Raw genomic sequence first — 14,685 nt, 5'->3', positions numbered from 1 at the left:
ATTTATATTCTGATCTACAAATATAAATCTGCCAGACAGCTTATTTCTTCACATAGGTTAAGAGTTTTATCCTACTGAGTGATTGTGGCTTGATGCCTAAATAGGAAGCAATATGGTATTGAGAAACTCTTTGCTCAATTTCCGGATAAAGTACCTTAACCATCTCGAACCGCTCTGCCGCTGTATGTTTAAGAAAAGAAGTCTCACGTTTGCATTTTCGGATAAAAAAATGATCTGAGATATATTTTCCGAGTTTCACAAACCGGATGTCTTCACTTGTTAGTGTGGCCAGTTGTTCATAGGTTATATAGAGGATTTGGGCTTCTGTAAGCGCCTGAATATTACAGTTGGTCGGCATTTGTGTCAGAAAACTAGTGTAAGCGCTTACAAAGTTGTTCTCCAGATAAAAATCATTATTGAATTCTCCATCGGCATTTTGTACATAAGATCTTAATGTCCCAGATACAACAAATCCGATAAAGCGGCAAACATTTCCTTCAGTAATCCAATGTTCTTGTCTTTTGAGAGTTTTGGTACGTGCTAGCTTAACAAACGTCTCAAAACAGGTCTTATCTAGTCCAAGGTTGTCAAATATACCAGCTAATTCTTCCACGTTAAGATTGAAGTATAGATACTGAGATAAATCTAAAAATAACTATACAATAGAATACAATCTACACACATTTCCAAGTTGTAACAAGTCTGCGTTATAAGGATAGACTTTGTATACTTATGGTAGAATAGGAAATACCTTATTTCAGAATGATATCCCAGTGTTTTCTTTCTATTACCTACGTCAGCAGGTTAGACAAAAAATAAAGGCAGTCGTTAAACTGCCTTTGCTTCTTCTATTTACTTTTGTTCGACTTTAAAATAATAGTACTTCTCTAACTTTCCTTCTACCACTTGGTACTGTGGTAACGGACTACCTTCCACCAGTTTCCAGCCTTCATTAATCCAGAATTTTAATCTCTCAATGTACTCGGCTAAGGTTGAGACATATACACGATGTTCTTTAACTTTGTTGCTCATATTTATTTTCCTTTCTCCACGAATATGTTAACGCCTTTATAACGATTCTTTCTACAGATAAGTTCGAAAAACCATTCTATTCTACTGTACCATAACCCTTTACCTAACGTTTTGTATAAACATGTATATATCTATAGACTATGGACTAACCCTATTTTCTGTGTATCGTGAAGTTAATATCCAGCTCTTTCAATAACTGCATAACGGATTCCATAACATCTCCATCTGAATGAAAATCGATTTTGGTCTTTCCAATCATCACAGATTTGTCTTTCTTGTTTAGAATAATGTTCTCTTGTTTGTTAATAGGACAAAGCTTTCTGAATTCTGAACTTTTAGAATTATACAACTCTCTATATTTCTGGTCAATCAATTCCCATAATTCTACCGCCTCTTTATTCTCAGAAAGTTTAATTAAATCAGCAAGCAACCAGTTCAAGGAAGAGTAATCTTCTATTTTACCAGAATTGGCAATCTGAATACCAAAGTCAAGTATTCGCAGAGAATGAAATACGGATTTTATAGCCAGCCATTTATTGTAGTCTCCCTGTACAATCAGTTTCTTTTTCCCCTTGACAAAGGAGTTGGAGGCTATTGTCGAAATACTGCGTCTCAAAGCCTCTTTATTCAATTCAAAATGTAAAGTAGCACTTGCCTTCAGAATGTATTTTGGATTAAGATAAAAACATTCCAGTGCCTGTATATCACAATTAGAAAGCAATAACTGGAAGTTAGTAAGGGTAATGAAATGTACACAGACCAAATCTTGGTCATATAGCGTACCATATTCAGGTAGCTGGTGGCATATAGCAATATAATCCATATCGCTAGTTGGCTGTCGGGTACCATAGACATACGAACCAAAGTGGTACAGGTTTAAGATATTCGGGTCTTCAACAAGTTGTTCAATGATAGTTTTCATGTAAGTTGTTTTAGCTATGCTATCGTTAGTAGCATCTACTTGAATTTACAGCTGCAAAATTGAAAAAAAATGCTACTATGTATTAATTAAAACTATGATGTCCTTTGTAATTTAGAGATGTATAAACTACTGTATAACCCAAAATAATAGCATTACCTTCATACCAGCAATCAGAGTTATATGTTCAAACTATTGATCAAATTGTTTTGTGTGTTCTTGTTTATAATCAGTGGAATTTTGTTCTTTTTTTATCTGAAAACGTATAATCTCCCCTATAATTCAGAAGGAAGATATTTTGATCCGGAACACGATGTGGTTCATCACGAACAGGTTGTTATTCCTTATCTGGTTATTTCCATATTCCTGTTTATAGTATCTGTGGTTTTATTCATTTTTCAGTCGAGGTTGAGTAAAAAGTAATTCCTTCAGGAAATACAAAAGGACTCCTGATATATACCAGAAGCCCTTTTTGTATTTCACAGTATGCACATCCTTCTCTTAACTGAAATCAGTAGAAAGAGTAATTTCTTTATTCGCTTCTATACCAGACTGCAACATCTGTAATTTATAGTTGGCAAACTGTAATGCATCTGATCCCAGTAATATTCTCAATGGAGGCTCGCCTACCTGTGAAAGCTGAATCATTACCTCTGCTATTTTCTGAGGATCGCCAATCTGGTTGCCAGGTACATCTTCTTTGTAATACTCACCGTAAAACCATCATATTCTCCCGAAATTTAGAGGGGAAGCACCTTCTTTCTTACTAAAAAAGGTGGTAAAGGCAGCCTGTTCAGAAAATCCCAGCACATAACTGATAGTCCAGATATCCCAGTCTGTCTGGGTAAGTAATACCTTAGCTTCGTAGAGTAACCTATCCTGAATATGCTCTCGCAGTGTTTTCCCTGTCTGGTTTTTCACCAACGCATTCAGGTAATTGGGATGAACATATAACTGATCTGCAAACTCTGAGGCTGTTTTGATTTTCACTACTGTATCAGGTCCGGTTATTTAAAAGGTGGACTCAAGCAGGGACAGAAATCCATGTATGTAGCGATAGCTTTCTGGCGTTTCTACATCTGTCAGGTTTTTACCTGCTCGCTGTGCGTCCAGCAGGATTAGTTGCAAGTGAAGAAATATAGCCAGTTTCTTATCGTCGTTATGCCATTCATCCTCTTCGAGTATTGCTTCAAAAGCTCTACATTCAGAAAAGAAACTTTGAAGTTTACCTGTTCAAAGTCCCTTTTCTAATCGTGGAATTGTTACTTTTTCCATATACCTAATCTGTAGTTTATTGCTAATATGTCTTTTGTAGTATAGCAACTTTGGTTATTATAGATACCCAAAGTTGTAAATATACCTACTCCCCTTTCATCTGCCGCTTGAAAAACTCCCAGGCTTCTGTATGTACATCAATATCGTTGGGATAGTCATGCTTCCCTCCTATTACCTTCAGCAATACTACTTCTGGTTTTCCTTTTTCTTTATATGTATATCGCTCTATTGTTCTGCCATCATTCGGATCTGTATTGGGAACATCTTCTTTTACAGGCTCCCCTTTATACCCTGCCAACTCAGACCAGTAATGAAATGTGCGGTCTGTAGAACGGACAAAACCCATGTTAAAACCAATCTTCACTTCTCCCCCATTGTATGGGTTAATATTATCATTGGTACCATTGACTATCATGACAGGAAGAGGCTTTCCAACAGGTGTACAGTCAATATTGTTGGTATCCGGTAAGTTGGCAATCAGGGCTGTAATGGCTCTGAACGACTCAGGCATGGTAAGTCCCAGCTTATAGGCCATATGCCCGCCTCCTGAAGTCCCGACAGCAAACACATGTCGTTTGTTGACATGGTACTTTTTAACAAAGTAGTTGATCACTGACTGAAAAAATGCCTGTTCGTTGATATTTTCCTGATTGGCAGGAACAGGAGCAGCCTTGCGGCATTCATTCCAGTATTTTTTATAGGCATCCGGATATACAGTTATTGCATTTTCTGTATTGGTCTTTTGCTCCATCTTTACAGCCCCCTTCATCATGTCCTTGCCATTTCCACCAGAGCCATGCATCACAAAGATAAGAGAAGGGTTTTTGAGCTTTTGTGTAGGTTTATGGAAATGAAATACCCGGTAATGCCCTTCTACCTGTACTGAATCAGAAATAATCTGTTGTGCCTGAGAGATTGTATCTCCTAATAATAAAATTACCAGAATGACAAATGACCAGAATCTTCTGGTATATAAAGACTTTAAGAGGACACGTAATCTTCTGTCAGTAGTTGGAAAGGATTGTATTTTCATTCGATGATCTTTTAAAAACTGGTTTGAGGATTTGAAAGATCAAGTTAGTAATTTTTATTGCGTGTTGGCAAATCAATCTTGTGTTTTCATAAGTCAGTACATATAATAAGGTTGATAATAATCAAAAAGGGAACATCAGTTAAAATTTTCCCGAAACTCCAGTGGAGACAGATTGGTCTTACTTTTAAACAATTTACTGAACGACTGTGGATGTTCAAAGCCTAAGGCATAGGCAATCTCACTGACAGACAAACGAGTAGTGGATAGCTTCTCTTTTGCTTTTTCAATCAGTTTTTCATGAATATGTTGTTGGGTACTCAATCCGGTAAGTGCTTTTAACAATCCTCCAAGATAGGTTGGAGATAAGTTTAATGCATCGGCTACCTCCTGCACCGTTGGCAAGCCTGTTTGTATACGGCTGTCATCAGTAAAGTATTCATCAAGCAGTTGTTCCAGCTTATCCAGAATCTGGTGATGCGCCTTCTTACGAGTGATAAACTGCCGGTTATAGAATCGCTCTGAATAGTTAAGCAGCAATTCTATTTGCGAGATAATAATGTTCTGGCTAAACCTGTCAATGTTGGCGTCATATTCACGTTCCATATCCTGAAGAATAAGCTTAACCATTTGCTCTTCTCTTTCGGAAAGAAAGAGTGCTTCACTTACAGCATAGTCAAAGAACTCATACTTTTTGATCCCTTTAGCCAGATTCGTATTCCAGAGAAAATCGGGATGGATAAATAATGTCCATCCCGTATGTTTGATTGGTTCGTCACCAACTTCCATTCCTATTACCTGACCAGGTGCGGTAAAGAACATAACACCTTCATCAAAATCGTATTGCTGCTGACCATATTTGTACTTAATGTTTAGACCTCGTTTGATAGAGATAGAATAAAAATCAAGTACAACAGTCCCTTGTGTCTGTGCTTCTGTCTTTTCAATAGTTTCCAGATTTATCACACTGATCAGCGGATGCAGTGGCTTGGGCAGACCACGAAGGGCATGAAGTTCGGATATGGTTTTTATCCGGATAGGTGTTGTCTCCTGCATACTACAAGTTTACTGGTTTTTAGCGAATGCGACTGCAAAATCCTTAGCAAAGTCTGTCAGCTTTACCTTTCCCAGTTCAGGTCTGTGTTTAAAGTAATCTTCATATAATGAACCATCCCGTCGCCCTACATTCATTTCTACATATCCTTTTGCCGTTTCCGGACTCATACCTGCTGCCAGTAAACCTTGTAACATTTGTTCATCACTAATTTCTATCCACTGTAGATCAGACTTTCCAATGGCATTCCCTAAAATCTTTGCCAACTCATTGGGTGAAACTTCGTCGCTGGCAATATAGCGAATAGATCTTCCCTCAAACGGACTTTCCATTTCTTCAGCTATCACAGCTGCAATGTCAGCAGGTTCCACCCAAGGTTCTTTTACGTCTCCACCCCAGTTCGCGAAAATAGCTCCATCTTTCTGAATCATTGAAATGAATGGATAGATAGTATAGTAAAAGCCTACAGGACGCATACACTTAATAGAAATATCATCGGGCAACTCCCTCAGGATGTTCTCTACATTGTAATGAAAGCGAAGCAGACCTGCTCCTTTGTCTGCACCGATACTGCTTAGATGCACAATCTTTTTAACACCAGCACGTTCAATAGCCTGCTTATAATTGTAGCCAATCTGTGTAATGGCGTCAATAATGTTAAGATTTTGGTCAAAGAAGGCAACAGAGCCTGTTCCCAATGTTTCCATAAGATATACAATATCTGCTCCAGTAAAAGTCTTTGCCAGAAAATCAGCATCTTCCATTGTACCTATGGCGGCTGTTGCACCTAATTCTTCAATGGCTTTTTGCCGTTCCGGGCTACTGCTGATTACAGTTACCTGATGTCCTTTTTTAACTAATTCGGTTGTGAGTGGTTTGCCAATGTGGCCAATTGAGCCTGTTAGTACAATTTTCATCTGTTTAAATTTTAGGGTAAATCATAGTATGAAATAGTAATAGCAAACTTATAGCGAAACAAAACCACGGACGTAGCCGAATTAACTGTTGTCGTAGCCAAAAATCTGGATGGAAGTAAAAACAGATCTTTTCTAAATACACACTTGCATTCTTTTGCCCTTCTGAAAAAATCACACTCCTTCCGGTAGGAAAAAAGAAAGATCAGCCTTTAACACTCCTGGATATATCCTTAGATTCTGTTATCTCGTTTGACTATTGATACCAAAGGAAAGTTTCATGAGAAGTTGGCTAATGGTGAAGTAATAACAGAAGGAAGCTGGAAAATATCACAGATAGAAGACTCGGAAGAGAAAAAAACCTACCCAGTGATGGTACTTTCTCAAGTAGAAGATGGTGTTCAGATTGATCTCCACTATCTGATCCAGATGGATAATGACCTGGTACAACTTATTTACTTCGCCGCATATGCAAATGGACAATACGTTGAAGAAGATGAAGAAACAGCAAACGAGAACGAAGATGACTCAGATCAGGTAATTTTGCTTTATAAAGCCAAGTAGAACCCTAAGGGTGTAGTTATAGGCACTATTGAGTTTTCACATAAATAACTAAAGGACTTATACTTTTGTAAGGCATTTTGTATCCGCTACTGGTAATTGAACGTATAAAGTTGAAGTTAAGTACAAACGTTCAGAAATATACGTTCAAGCAAAACACCATTACAACTACTCATTTTTATTCAGTCCACCCAACTTGCACACACCCCATGTTAACAGATTATTGAGCTCCGTTGTTATTGGTTTTGGTATGCCTGGTTTAGATCACCTGCCCTGAATGACCATGCCATATGTTTGTCCAGATCTTGTCGTAACAACATATTGAGTTGTGCAGTATGATGTTGGGTATGTCGCAGGTTATAAAGTAGAATTTCCAAAATCGGGTAATCCATATCACTTGGATCATCTCCCTCTTTAAACCGTTCATTTAACGTTTCATCAGTCAGCGCATAAATCAGTTGTCTGCACTTTTCCCGGCTTTGTTTAAGATATTCTACTATTTCTTGTTTGCTATAAATTTTGTCAGGTATTAAATCGTCAATAGCTTCTTTTGGTCTTTCTGCTGGTTCTTTCTGGGTAAATGATAGTAGTGGTGAAAAGTCTTTGGGTGGAATTGTCAAATAGTAGTCTAAAAAAATGGTACTGTGAAAAGCTATATAGTAAAATCTTTTGTTCGTTATAAAATAGTCGTCAGGGCAATTTGAGATTGCGTTTAGAAGCATGTCAATACTTGCCCCGAATTGATTCCATATTATTTCTTTTATTGTATTGTCCATATTTTGTCGTTTTGGATGGCTTTCTAAGTCGTTTTATAATGTCTAGGACATATTTTTTTTAGGAACTAACTACACCTGCAATTTAGCTAAAGCAGCAGACAAGTAAGTCAAATCCAGATTTCTATACTCCCGTTCTTCATAATTACATACTACGGCTAATCCGACTTGTCAGTTGGAATAACAACATACCATTGCTTCGGAAATTTCCTTAGATTCTGTTAAAAAGTTCGCAGATTCTGTTATCTCGATTTTTTGTCTGTTCACGAACTTTGTGATACAACAAAAAAGATAATTATGAATATAGTCGTTACAGGTTCACTGGGGTATGTGAGCCAACCTCTAACAGAGAAATTACTACAAAAAGGCCATTCGGTGACTGTTATCAGTAGCAATCCCGACAAACAAAAAAAAATTGAAGCACTAGGTGCCAGAGCAGCTATTGGTATAATAGATGATGTTGACTTTATTATCAATACGTTTACAGGAGCAGATGCTGTCTATTGTATGCTGGCTCCCTATGGTAATCTTGCCGACCCTACTAATACAGCTGATGAAGTAATCAAACGAGCAGAGACATTTGTTACTAACTACAAACAAGCTATCGAGAAATCGGGTGTGAAACGTATAGTGTATCTGAGTAGTATTGGTGCTGATAAGGCTACGGGCAGTGGTCTGATTAGTGTCCATTACCATGCTGAAAATACTTTACGTGCATTACCCTCGGATGTAAACGTTTCCTTTATTCGTGCTGCGGGGTTTTATAAAAATATGCTAGGCTATATTCATACTTTAAAACATCACAATAGCATTGCAGCAAGTTATGGTGGAGATGACAGGGTAGTATGGGTTTCTAACCTGGATATTGCAGATGCAGTAGTAAACGAACTTGAATCACAGGAAACAGACAGAAAGGTCAGTTATGTGGCGAGTGAAGAACTATCCTGTACTGAAGCTGCTGCTATTTTGGGAACTGCAATCGGAAAGCCTGATTTGACATGGCAAATACTTACTGACCAACAACAGCTTATGGCCTTAAAAGCACATGGCATGAATGATAGTATTGCACATAACTTTGTAGAAATGAATGCCAGCATCCATAATGGCACTTTTTATGAGGATTATGATCGGCACAAGTTGGCATTGGGAAAAGTGAAGCTAAAAGACTTTGCCAGAGAATTTGCTGTTATTTATCAACAGCAATAAGTAATATTGTAGTATGTCAGTGATAGAACCGCACCGGATTAAAACAATATATGAGTTTCATCAATTGTTAGGCTTACCTACACCAAAACACCTATTGATCAGTGTGATTAACCTGGCAGATATAAAGCAGCTATCAGAAAAAATGCTTGCCAGCCGGATACTTGATTTTTATACGATTACACTTAAACATTCTGGCGACAGTACTTATAAATATGGCCAGCAACAGTATAACATACACGGTGGTGTTATGTATTTTATTTCACCCGGCCAAGTTTGTGGACCATTAACTCCGATCAAAGAAGAAAACAAAACAGGCAGAACGTCAGGGTGGGGACTCTATATCCATCCTGACTTTTTGTGGAATACGCCTTTAGCCAAAGAGATCAGAAAGTATGAATACTTTAATTATTCTGTCAATGAAGCACTGTATCTTTCGGAAGAAGAAGAAGATACAATTATTGGACTGATGCAGACTATTCAAAAGGAATATTTCACTCATACAGATAACTTCAGTCAGGATATCATCATTTCAATGGTTGAAGTGTTGCTCAACTTTTCCAATCGATTTTATCATCGCCAGTTTCTCACCCGAAAAACCGAAAATTATCAGCTACTTAATCGATTGGAAGATCTGCTGATAAGCTATTTTGATAATACAGATCTAGCAATACAAGAATTACCTAGTGTACAATTCATAGCCGAAAGACTGAATATATCGCCCAACTATTTAAGTAGTTTATTGAAAGCACTAACAGGGCGAAATACACAACAACATATCCAGGACCGAATTATTGAAAAGGCCAAGGTGAAACTCTCTACCACTGAACTATCCGTAAGTGAAATTTCGTATGTTTTGGGATTTGAACATCCACAATCATTTAGTCGTCTGTTCAAGGCCAAGAGCGGACTTTCTCCACTGGGATTCCGGCAAATCTTTAAAAGCAAAACAGATACAAGTGAAATACAAAATCATCAGAATTCTGGTCATCAGACACAGAGATGAATACATATTTGAATTTCCGATGGGAAAGTTTTTGAGTAGAACTCGGTTCACACTGAAAGATTATCGAAATTCTGTTTATATCTCAGGAATATCAGAATTCCGATAATGCTTTCCAATTATCAGAGAAATGATATGTTGGTCTTGCAATGTAAAACTTTGTAGAGTGTATATTTTGACAGCGACAATTGTTACATTAGTGGATATAGCCCCGTTTGAACAAAAACTTAAACTTGGCTCAATTTTTCCAATGCAATGATGTTACTGTCAATATAGGTCCGAACGGACGTTCGAACCAGTAAGATCTACTTTGTATCTACCTTAAGTTCCCTCTCTATGTCGGTTTTATTACTAATATGAATGGAGGCAACAAGTCGTTGGTGAAAACACCAACGACGGGAAACTTTTATTCTTAAAATCCTCAAGATTGGAAACAAATCTAAGTCTGGCAGCCTGTCATGTACTGGAGCAATCACTCTTTATACATATTTTACTTCTTAGCTTCTGCTGTATTCTTGTAGTCTGCTACTGCGGCTCCAAGGTCATATACAGGTACTGTAGGTAGCAGCTTTTTAAGCATACTACTTGCGGTGGCAGAACGATAGCCAGAGGCACAGTTTACCAGAATAGGTTTGTCTGTAGGAATCTCTGACATGCGTTTGTCTAGTTCCTGTAAAGGAATGTTAAGACTGTTTTTGAAAACCGGTTCCTGTTTTACCTCTTTTGTTGTTCGTACATCCAGATACGTATACTTATTTTCTTCTGGTTTGAATGAGTTTATATCAAGGGCGGCAAACTGATTTCCGTTTTTGGCATCATAGACAAAGGCACCTTTTATCTTAGATTCATATCCGATAGAAGCAGCCTTTTGTATAACACCCTTTAAGCTCTCCTCATCCGCACCAATCAAATAAAATTGTGTATCAGGAGATACCAGACTTCCTAGCCAGGTAGCGAAGCTTCCACCATTCTGAATGTTAACCGCATCGGTAATATACGAAGCTTTAAAAGCGTCTGCCGGACGGGAATCTATGATCAGAGCCTGTGCCTCTGGTTGATAATTTTTGGGTAAGCGGTTGATTTTGGCCAGGCTTGCAGCTAGTTCAGGAACTCCCTGAATGTTTAACCCCACTGAATAAGGAAAATACTTGGGAATAAACGGTTGATCCTGCAAGAGCAAGCTTACAAATTCAGCTTTTGTTCTTTTCTCAAAAGCATAATTATGCTGTCGTTCATACCCTATAGTTGAGTCGGCCGCTTTACGAATAGACTTTCCACACAAAGAACCCGCACCATGAGCAGGATATAAAATCACCTCATCACTCAGTTTGGCAAACTTCTCATGAATGGTGTCATACATCATCTCTGCCAGCTTTTGGCGCTGGGAGTCTACATTCTTAGAGAAATCCCGAAGATCCGGGCGACCCACATCACCAATGAGCAGGGAGTCGCCTGAAAATACGGCAATGTCTTTGCCTTTTTCAGCCAGCACTACAGCTATATGATCAGGTGCATGACCAGGGGTATACAACGACCGTAAACTTACCTTATCGGAAAGTTTAATGATTGCGTCCTCATCAAATGCAGTACCCGGATAACCAGGTTTAGTCAGACTACTGGCATAGATGGGTACATTTAACTTCTTGTGCATCTCCAGGTGTGCACTGGCAAAATCCGCATGAGGATGGGTCTCAATGATGCCTATAATTTTAGCATCCTGCTGCTTTGCATAGTCATAATAGATTTGCGGATCTCTTTTGGGATCTATGACGATCATTTTTTTGTCTGCCAACACAGCATATGAAAAATGCGCCAAGCCTTTATCTTCAAATTGCTCAATTGTATAATTGGCTGAAGAAACGACAGTCTTACTGAATAACAAATCTGGTTTCATCAAAGATAGTGCTCCAAAGCCGGATAGATTAGAGATAAATTTTCTTCTTTCCATCTTTTCTACGAATTACAATTGTATAAGTTTACGTTGCATGAATGCCTGTATATAAAGTCAGGACTAGGCCATGGCTCAGTTGATCGCTGTCCTTCTCACTGATATGTCTATTTACCTTACCTTTGTCCAATTTATCAGTTAAAGAGTAGGAATGCAAAGATAGATAATCTTTTATGCTTTTTGAAGGTATATACTATAGTTGAGGTACTCAACAGATAAAATGATTGGTACAGGTAACTGATCAAATCTAAAACATACGTATCAATATGCCTGCGAGTTCTTTGGGTGTGGCCACCATATCCGGATGGTCGTGAGAAATTATAGATTTGGGCATACTCTGAAACTGAGCTGTTTCCGGGTTTTGCACCAGTACGATCCCACCTTGTTGCTCAATAGCTCTGGCACCAGTGAGTCCGTCGTTGCCCATACCAGACAACACAATGCCAATGACACGGCGCTGAAAAGCCTGAGCAAGAGCTGCAAATCCCAGGTCAATCATGTGATTAATCTTTTGTTCGGCTAAGCGTGGTTTAAGTAGAAAAGCCTCAGCCTGAAAGTCCAACTGTTTACCAGGAGGCAACAGGTAAGCACATTCAGGTTGAGGGATAACATGGTCGGTAATCCAGTGTATTTGCAGGTGGGTGTAACGTTTGAGCACTTTGTCCAGCTGACTTTCATTCTGTGCAGACAGATGTGGAATAATCACAAAGGAAGCCCCTGTAGGATCTGGCAAGTTCGCCAAAAACGTTTGTAGCGCCTCAATCCCTCCTGCTGAAAAGCCTATTCCAACAATAGGATAAGATGTAGTCTTATTCATATGCTTCACATTTGGTCTCACTATATACTCAGTATAAAATCGTGCCTGTATAGGTGGAAGAAAGGATGAGAATAAATGAGTCCACTATAAATTAAATGATAGCTTATCCTGTATACTTTCCTGTATTTTATAGTCCTTTAAACTAAATCCATCTGCTTTCTTACATAAATCACTTTATCTATAACTATGTATATATGTTACCGCCAACTATAAATCACGAACTTAGTTTATATTTAATTAAAACGATTGTAATACCTATTATACACTCACTGTAAACAGATACATTAAAACTGCTATGAAAAAAAACACGCTTGTCTATCGTATTTTTGCACTCGCTCTCATTGTAACCATTTTGGCAGGTTGCAAAAAAGAGGAAGAGGTGAAACCTTCATCCGAACAAAACTTTACCTCTGCTCAGGCAACGATAGACCTACTGGCCGAGCTGGAAACAATTAGCAACATGGCTTCAGGTTTTGGAGATTCAGACCCATCAAGTGGTAAAATCAATAAAACTACTGCTTCTGCCAGACTAAATAGAATGCTGGAACAGGAATGTGGTACTTCTACTTACACAAGGAATGAAGCGGGACAAAGGATTTATACGTTCGACTATGGAACAGGCGTAGTATGTGATAGCGTGAGCTTTAAGGGAAAGATTACATTTGTGGTAACTACTATTGAGAATGGTTATGAGGTTGCGGTTCCGGATTTTAATGGCTATACAGAAAATGGCAGAACATACAATGGCAGTTATGTAGTTACCATAACCCGTATTGATTCCAGCAGAAAGCAAGTGACAAAATATAATAATGCGTCGGTGACGTATGAAGATGGTTCACAAATAAAATGGAGTAGCACCCATACACTGTCCTATAAACTGGATGTAAAGGAAAACTTACCCAATGGCGGAACTAGCTACTCTCCTTCTGTTACATCCACAACAGGTGAGATCTCAGGAATAAATAAAAAGGGGACAGCCTTTACTGCCACTATCGAAGGTCCCATACTCACTACCAAATCATGCAATTATCGTAAGGTATCCGGTAACTACCTGATCGAGACAGAAGGTTATTCAAACGCTGTTTTAGATTATGGCGATGGTACCTGTGATGATAAGGCCACACTAACTATTGATGGGGTGAGTAAAACTATTACCATTAAGTAACAAAGCGAAGCTATCTGATCAAGCCACTGAAATCTAATCTCAGTGGCTTTTATTTTGCTTCCAAAAGCCTCATCTGATAAAGACTGCTGGGATTTATCAGCTCAAATCTTACATACCCGGTTTCTTAGCGGAATTAATCAAAGTAACATCTACCAGCTCTAACGACTTCACCATATGTTTTACAGTTTCTTTGTATTTCTTGAAATGGGCAGTTTCTATGTGGGATTTGTAGGCAGCTGTATCAGCATAGATTTCAAGGATGGTTATATTTGAGGGATTGCTTTTATCAGCTACAGCATAATAGGTTAAGACTCCCGGTTCAACCCGGATAGCGGTATTCATTTGCTCATTTAATGCTGTGGTATAATTTTTCAATTGTACAGGATCAACTTTGATCTTAGCCAGTCTGACCATTTGCTTTTTTTCCTGTGCAGTAGCCACCTTACCAAAGGAAAATACCATCACAAACAGTATACTCAATACCTTCAGCATTTTATACGAACGAAATTGAGCTTTATAGTTAAGTAATTTCATAACTCATTTTATAGTTTAAAGTAAGTTTTAGTTGCAAAACACTCACGAACAACTAAATATACAAATGCTTACTAAACTAGAAAAGGAATAGCCCTTGTATAATGAATCTTGTCAGCAACAGTCAACCGAGCAGAATCAGAAGAGGATTCCTGGAACTCCACAACTTATCCTCAGCAGTACACTTCCTTGAGTACCTGTACAGCAAAGACGTCAATAAGCTTTGCCAATTGTCGGGTTACCTGTTCCAGTTTTGCCGGATCACCCTCTGTGGTAAGTATCATTTCCCAATAGTCGGGGTTAGAATCATACGGGCTGGTATTCATTGACTCAATGGTGTATCCCCGGCGTTCCAGTACAAGGGCAACCCGGATAAGGATACCTGGTTTTCTAGCATAAATCAGCGAAAAAGTATGTTGCGTTTCCATAGGAATATGTTGGGTTAAAAATTGATATAGGT

17 protein-coding genes are annotated in these 14,685 nt (G+C 38.4%); 4 read left to right on the top strand and 13 right to left on the bottom strand.

Annotation, left to right across the window (positions count from 1 at the left end):
• Positions 1-40: 40 nt before the first annotated feature.
• From QNI15_RS05765 to QNI15_RS05730, 8 genes are all read right to left on the bottom strand, one after another.
• Entirely contained in the window at positions 41-613 is a 573-nt protein-coding gene (locus QNI15_RS05765; RefSeq protein WP_313998340.1) for a Crp/Fnr family transcriptional regulator, read from the bottom strand.
• A 239-nt stretch (positions 614-852) separates the two neighbouring features.
• A complete protein-coding gene (locus QNI15_RS05760) occupies positions 853-1,032 on the bottom strand; it encodes a hypothetical protein (protein ID WP_313998338.1) in 180 nt (59 codons plus the stop codon).
• Positions 1,033-1,183: 151 nt separating this feature from the next.
• Positions 1,184-1,954, bottom strand: coding sequence for a hypothetical protein (locus tag QNI15_RS05755; protein ID WP_313998337.1), 771 nt, complete (start codon positions 1,952-1,954; stop codon positions 1,184-1,186).
• 498 nt (positions 1,955-2,452) lie between these two features.
• Positions 2,453-2,599: a hypothetical protein gene (locus tag QNI15_RS05750; RefSeq protein ID WP_313998332.1), complete on the bottom strand. Its 147-nt coding sequence runs from the start codon at positions 2,597-2,599 to the stop codon at positions 2,453-2,455.
• A 75-nt stretch (positions 2,600-2,674) separates the two neighbouring features.
• On the bottom strand, positions 2,675-2,941 hold the full coding sequence (locus QNI15_RS05745) for a helix-turn-helix domain-containing protein (RefSeq protein ID WP_313998330.1): 267 nt from the start codon (positions 2,939-2,941) through the stop codon (positions 2,675-2,677).
• A 370-nt stretch (positions 2,942-3,311) separates the two neighbouring features.
• Complete coding sequence (locus QNI15_RS05740) at positions 3,312-4,259, bottom strand: alpha/beta hydrolase family esterase (protein ID WP_314030995.1); 948 nt, start codon at positions 4,257-4,259, stop codon at positions 3,312-3,314.
• A gap of 135 nt (positions 4,260-4,394) precedes the next feature.
• On the bottom strand, positions 4,395-5,312 hold the full coding sequence (locus QNI15_RS05735; RefSeq protein WP_314030994.1) for a helix-turn-helix domain-containing protein: 918 nt from the start codon (positions 5,310-5,312) through the stop codon (positions 4,395-4,397).
• A gap of 9 nt (positions 5,313-5,321) precedes the next feature.
• Positions 5,322-6,227, bottom strand: a complete 906-nt coding sequence (locus QNI15_RS05730; protein WP_314030993.1) for an NAD(P)H-binding protein — start codon at positions 6,225-6,227, stop codon at positions 5,322-5,324.
• 249 nt (positions 6,228-6,476) lie between these two features.
• Here QNI15_RS05730 and QNI15_RS05725 point away from each other — a divergent pair, with 249 nt between their 5' ends.
• Positions 6,477-6,788, top strand: a complete 312-nt coding sequence (locus tag QNI15_RS05725) for a hypothetical protein (RefSeq protein WP_313998321.1) — start codon at positions 6,477-6,479, stop codon at positions 6,786-6,788.
• Between the two features lie 233 nt (positions 6,789-7,021).
• Here QNI15_RS05725 and QNI15_RS05720 read toward each other — a convergent pair whose 3' ends face one another.
• Positions 7,022-7,405 (bottom strand): DinB family protein, encoded by a 384-nt coding sequence (locus tag QNI15_RS05720; protein WP_314030992.1) that lies wholly within the window; start codon positions 7,403-7,405, stop codon positions 7,022-7,024.
• 450 nt (positions 7,406-7,855) lie between these two features.
• On the opposite strand from QNI15_RS05720, the gene QNI15_RS05715 reads away from it, so the two are divergent.
• Positions 7,856-8,764, top strand: coding sequence for an SDR family oxidoreductase (locus QNI15_RS05715; protein ID WP_314030991.1), 909 nt, complete (start codon positions 7,856-7,858; stop codon positions 8,762-8,764).
• Between the two features lie 13 nt (positions 8,765-8,777).
• Positions 8,778-9,767: an AraC family transcriptional regulator gene (locus tag QNI15_RS05710; protein ID WP_314030990.1), complete on the top strand. Its 990-nt coding sequence runs from the start codon at positions 8,778-8,780 to the stop codon at positions 9,765-9,767.
• A gap of 487 nt (positions 9,768-10,254) precedes the next feature.
• Here QNI15_RS05710 and QNI15_RS05705 read toward each other — a convergent pair whose 3' ends face one another.
• Together QNI15_RS05705 and QNI15_RS05700 are read right to left on the bottom strand one after the other, a co-directional pair.
• The gene (locus QNI15_RS05705) at positions 10,255-11,712 is read right to left on the bottom strand and encodes an MBL fold metallo-hydrolase (protein WP_314030989.1); all 1,458 of its coding nucleotides are present in this window, start codon (positions 11,710-11,712) and stop codon (positions 10,255-10,257) included.
• 247 nt (positions 11,713-11,959) lie between these two features.
• Positions 11,960-12,529, bottom strand: a complete 570-nt coding sequence (locus QNI15_RS05700) for a chemotaxis protein CheB (RefSeq protein WP_314030988.1) — start codon at positions 12,527-12,529, stop codon at positions 11,960-11,962.
• 295 nt (positions 12,530-12,824) lie between these two features.
• Here QNI15_RS05700 and QNI15_RS05695 point away from each other — a divergent pair, with 295 nt between their 5' ends.
• Complete coding sequence (locus QNI15_RS05695; protein ID WP_314030987.1) at positions 12,825-13,694, top strand: hypothetical protein; 870 nt, start codon at positions 12,825-12,827, stop codon at positions 13,692-13,694.
• 108 nt (positions 13,695-13,802) lie between these two features.
• Here QNI15_RS05695 and QNI15_RS05690 read toward each other — a convergent pair whose 3' ends face one another.
• Positions 13,803-14,228: a putative quinol monooxygenase gene (locus QNI15_RS05690; RefSeq protein ID WP_314030986.1), complete on the bottom strand. Its 426-nt coding sequence runs from the start codon at positions 14,226-14,228 to the stop codon at positions 13,803-13,805.
• A gap of 170 nt (positions 14,229-14,398) precedes the next feature.
• Complete coding sequence (locus tag QNI15_RS05685) at positions 14,399-14,653, bottom strand: ACT domain-containing protein (RefSeq protein WP_314030985.1); 255 nt, start codon at positions 14,651-14,653, stop codon at positions 14,399-14,401.
• Positions 14,654-14,685 lie beyond the last annotated feature (32 nt).

This window comes from Xanthocytophaga flava, assembly GCF_030068545.1.
GTDB lineage: Bacteria > Bacteroidota > Bacteroidia > Cytophagales > 172606-1 > Xanthocytophaga > Xanthocytophaga flava.
The sequence above is the reverse complement of the archived record's forward strand: the minus strand, read 5'-3'. Positions and strand labels throughout refer to the sequence as shown.

Excerpts from the sequence above, each read along its gene's own strand:
- QNI15_RS05760 (WP_313998338.1), bottom strand. The coding sequence starts at position 1,032 with ATGAGCAACAAAGTTAAAGAACATCGTGTATATGTCTCAACCTTAGCC.
- QNI15_RS05705 (WP_314030989.1), bottom strand. The coding sequence starts at position 11,712 with ATGGAAAGAAGAAAATTTATCTCTAATCTATCCGGCTTTGGAGCACTA.
- QNI15_RS05685 (WP_314030985.1), bottom strand. The coding sequence starts at position 14,653 with ATGGAAACGCAACATACTTTTTCGCTGATTTATGCTAGAAAACCAGGT.
- QNI15_RS05700 (WP_314030988.1), bottom strand. The coding sequence starts at position 12,529 with ATGAATAAGACTACATCTTATCCTATTGTTGGAATAGGCTTTTCAGCA.
- QNI15_RS05715 (WP_314030991.1), top strand. The coding sequence starts at position 7,856 with ATGAATATAGTCGTTACAGGTTCACTGGGGTATGTGAGCCAACCTCTA.
- QNI15_RS05690 (WP_314030986.1), bottom strand. The coding sequence starts at position 14,228 with ATGAAATTACTTAACTATAAAGCTCAATTTCGTTCGTATAAAATGCTG.
- QNI15_RS05750 (WP_313998332.1), bottom strand. The coding sequence starts at position 2,599 with ATGATTCAGCTTTCACAGGTAGGCGAGCCTCCATTGAGAATATTACTG.
- QNI15_RS05735 (WP_314030994.1), bottom strand. The coding sequence starts at position 5,312 with ATGCAGGAGACAACACCTATCCGGATAAAAACCATATCCGAACTTCAT.
- QNI15_RS05730 (WP_314030993.1), bottom strand. The coding sequence starts at position 6,227 with ATGAAAATTGTACTAACAGGCTCAATTGGCCACATTGGCAAACCACTC.
- QNI15_RS05695 (WP_314030987.1), top strand. The coding sequence starts at position 12,825 with ATGAAAAAAAACACGCTTGTCTATCGTATTTTTGCACTCGCTCTCATT.
- QNI15_RS05740 (WP_314030995.1), bottom strand. The coding sequence starts at position 4,259 with ATGAAAATACAATCCTTTCCAACTACTGACAGAAGATTACGTGTCCTC.
- QNI15_RS05710 (WP_314030990.1), top strand. The coding sequence starts at position 8,778 with ATGTCAGTGATAGAACCGCACCGGATTAAAACAATATATGAGTTTCAT.
- QNI15_RS05755 (WP_313998337.1), bottom strand. The coding sequence starts at position 1,954 with ATGAAAACTATCATTGAACAACTTGTTGAAGACCCGAATATCTTAAAC.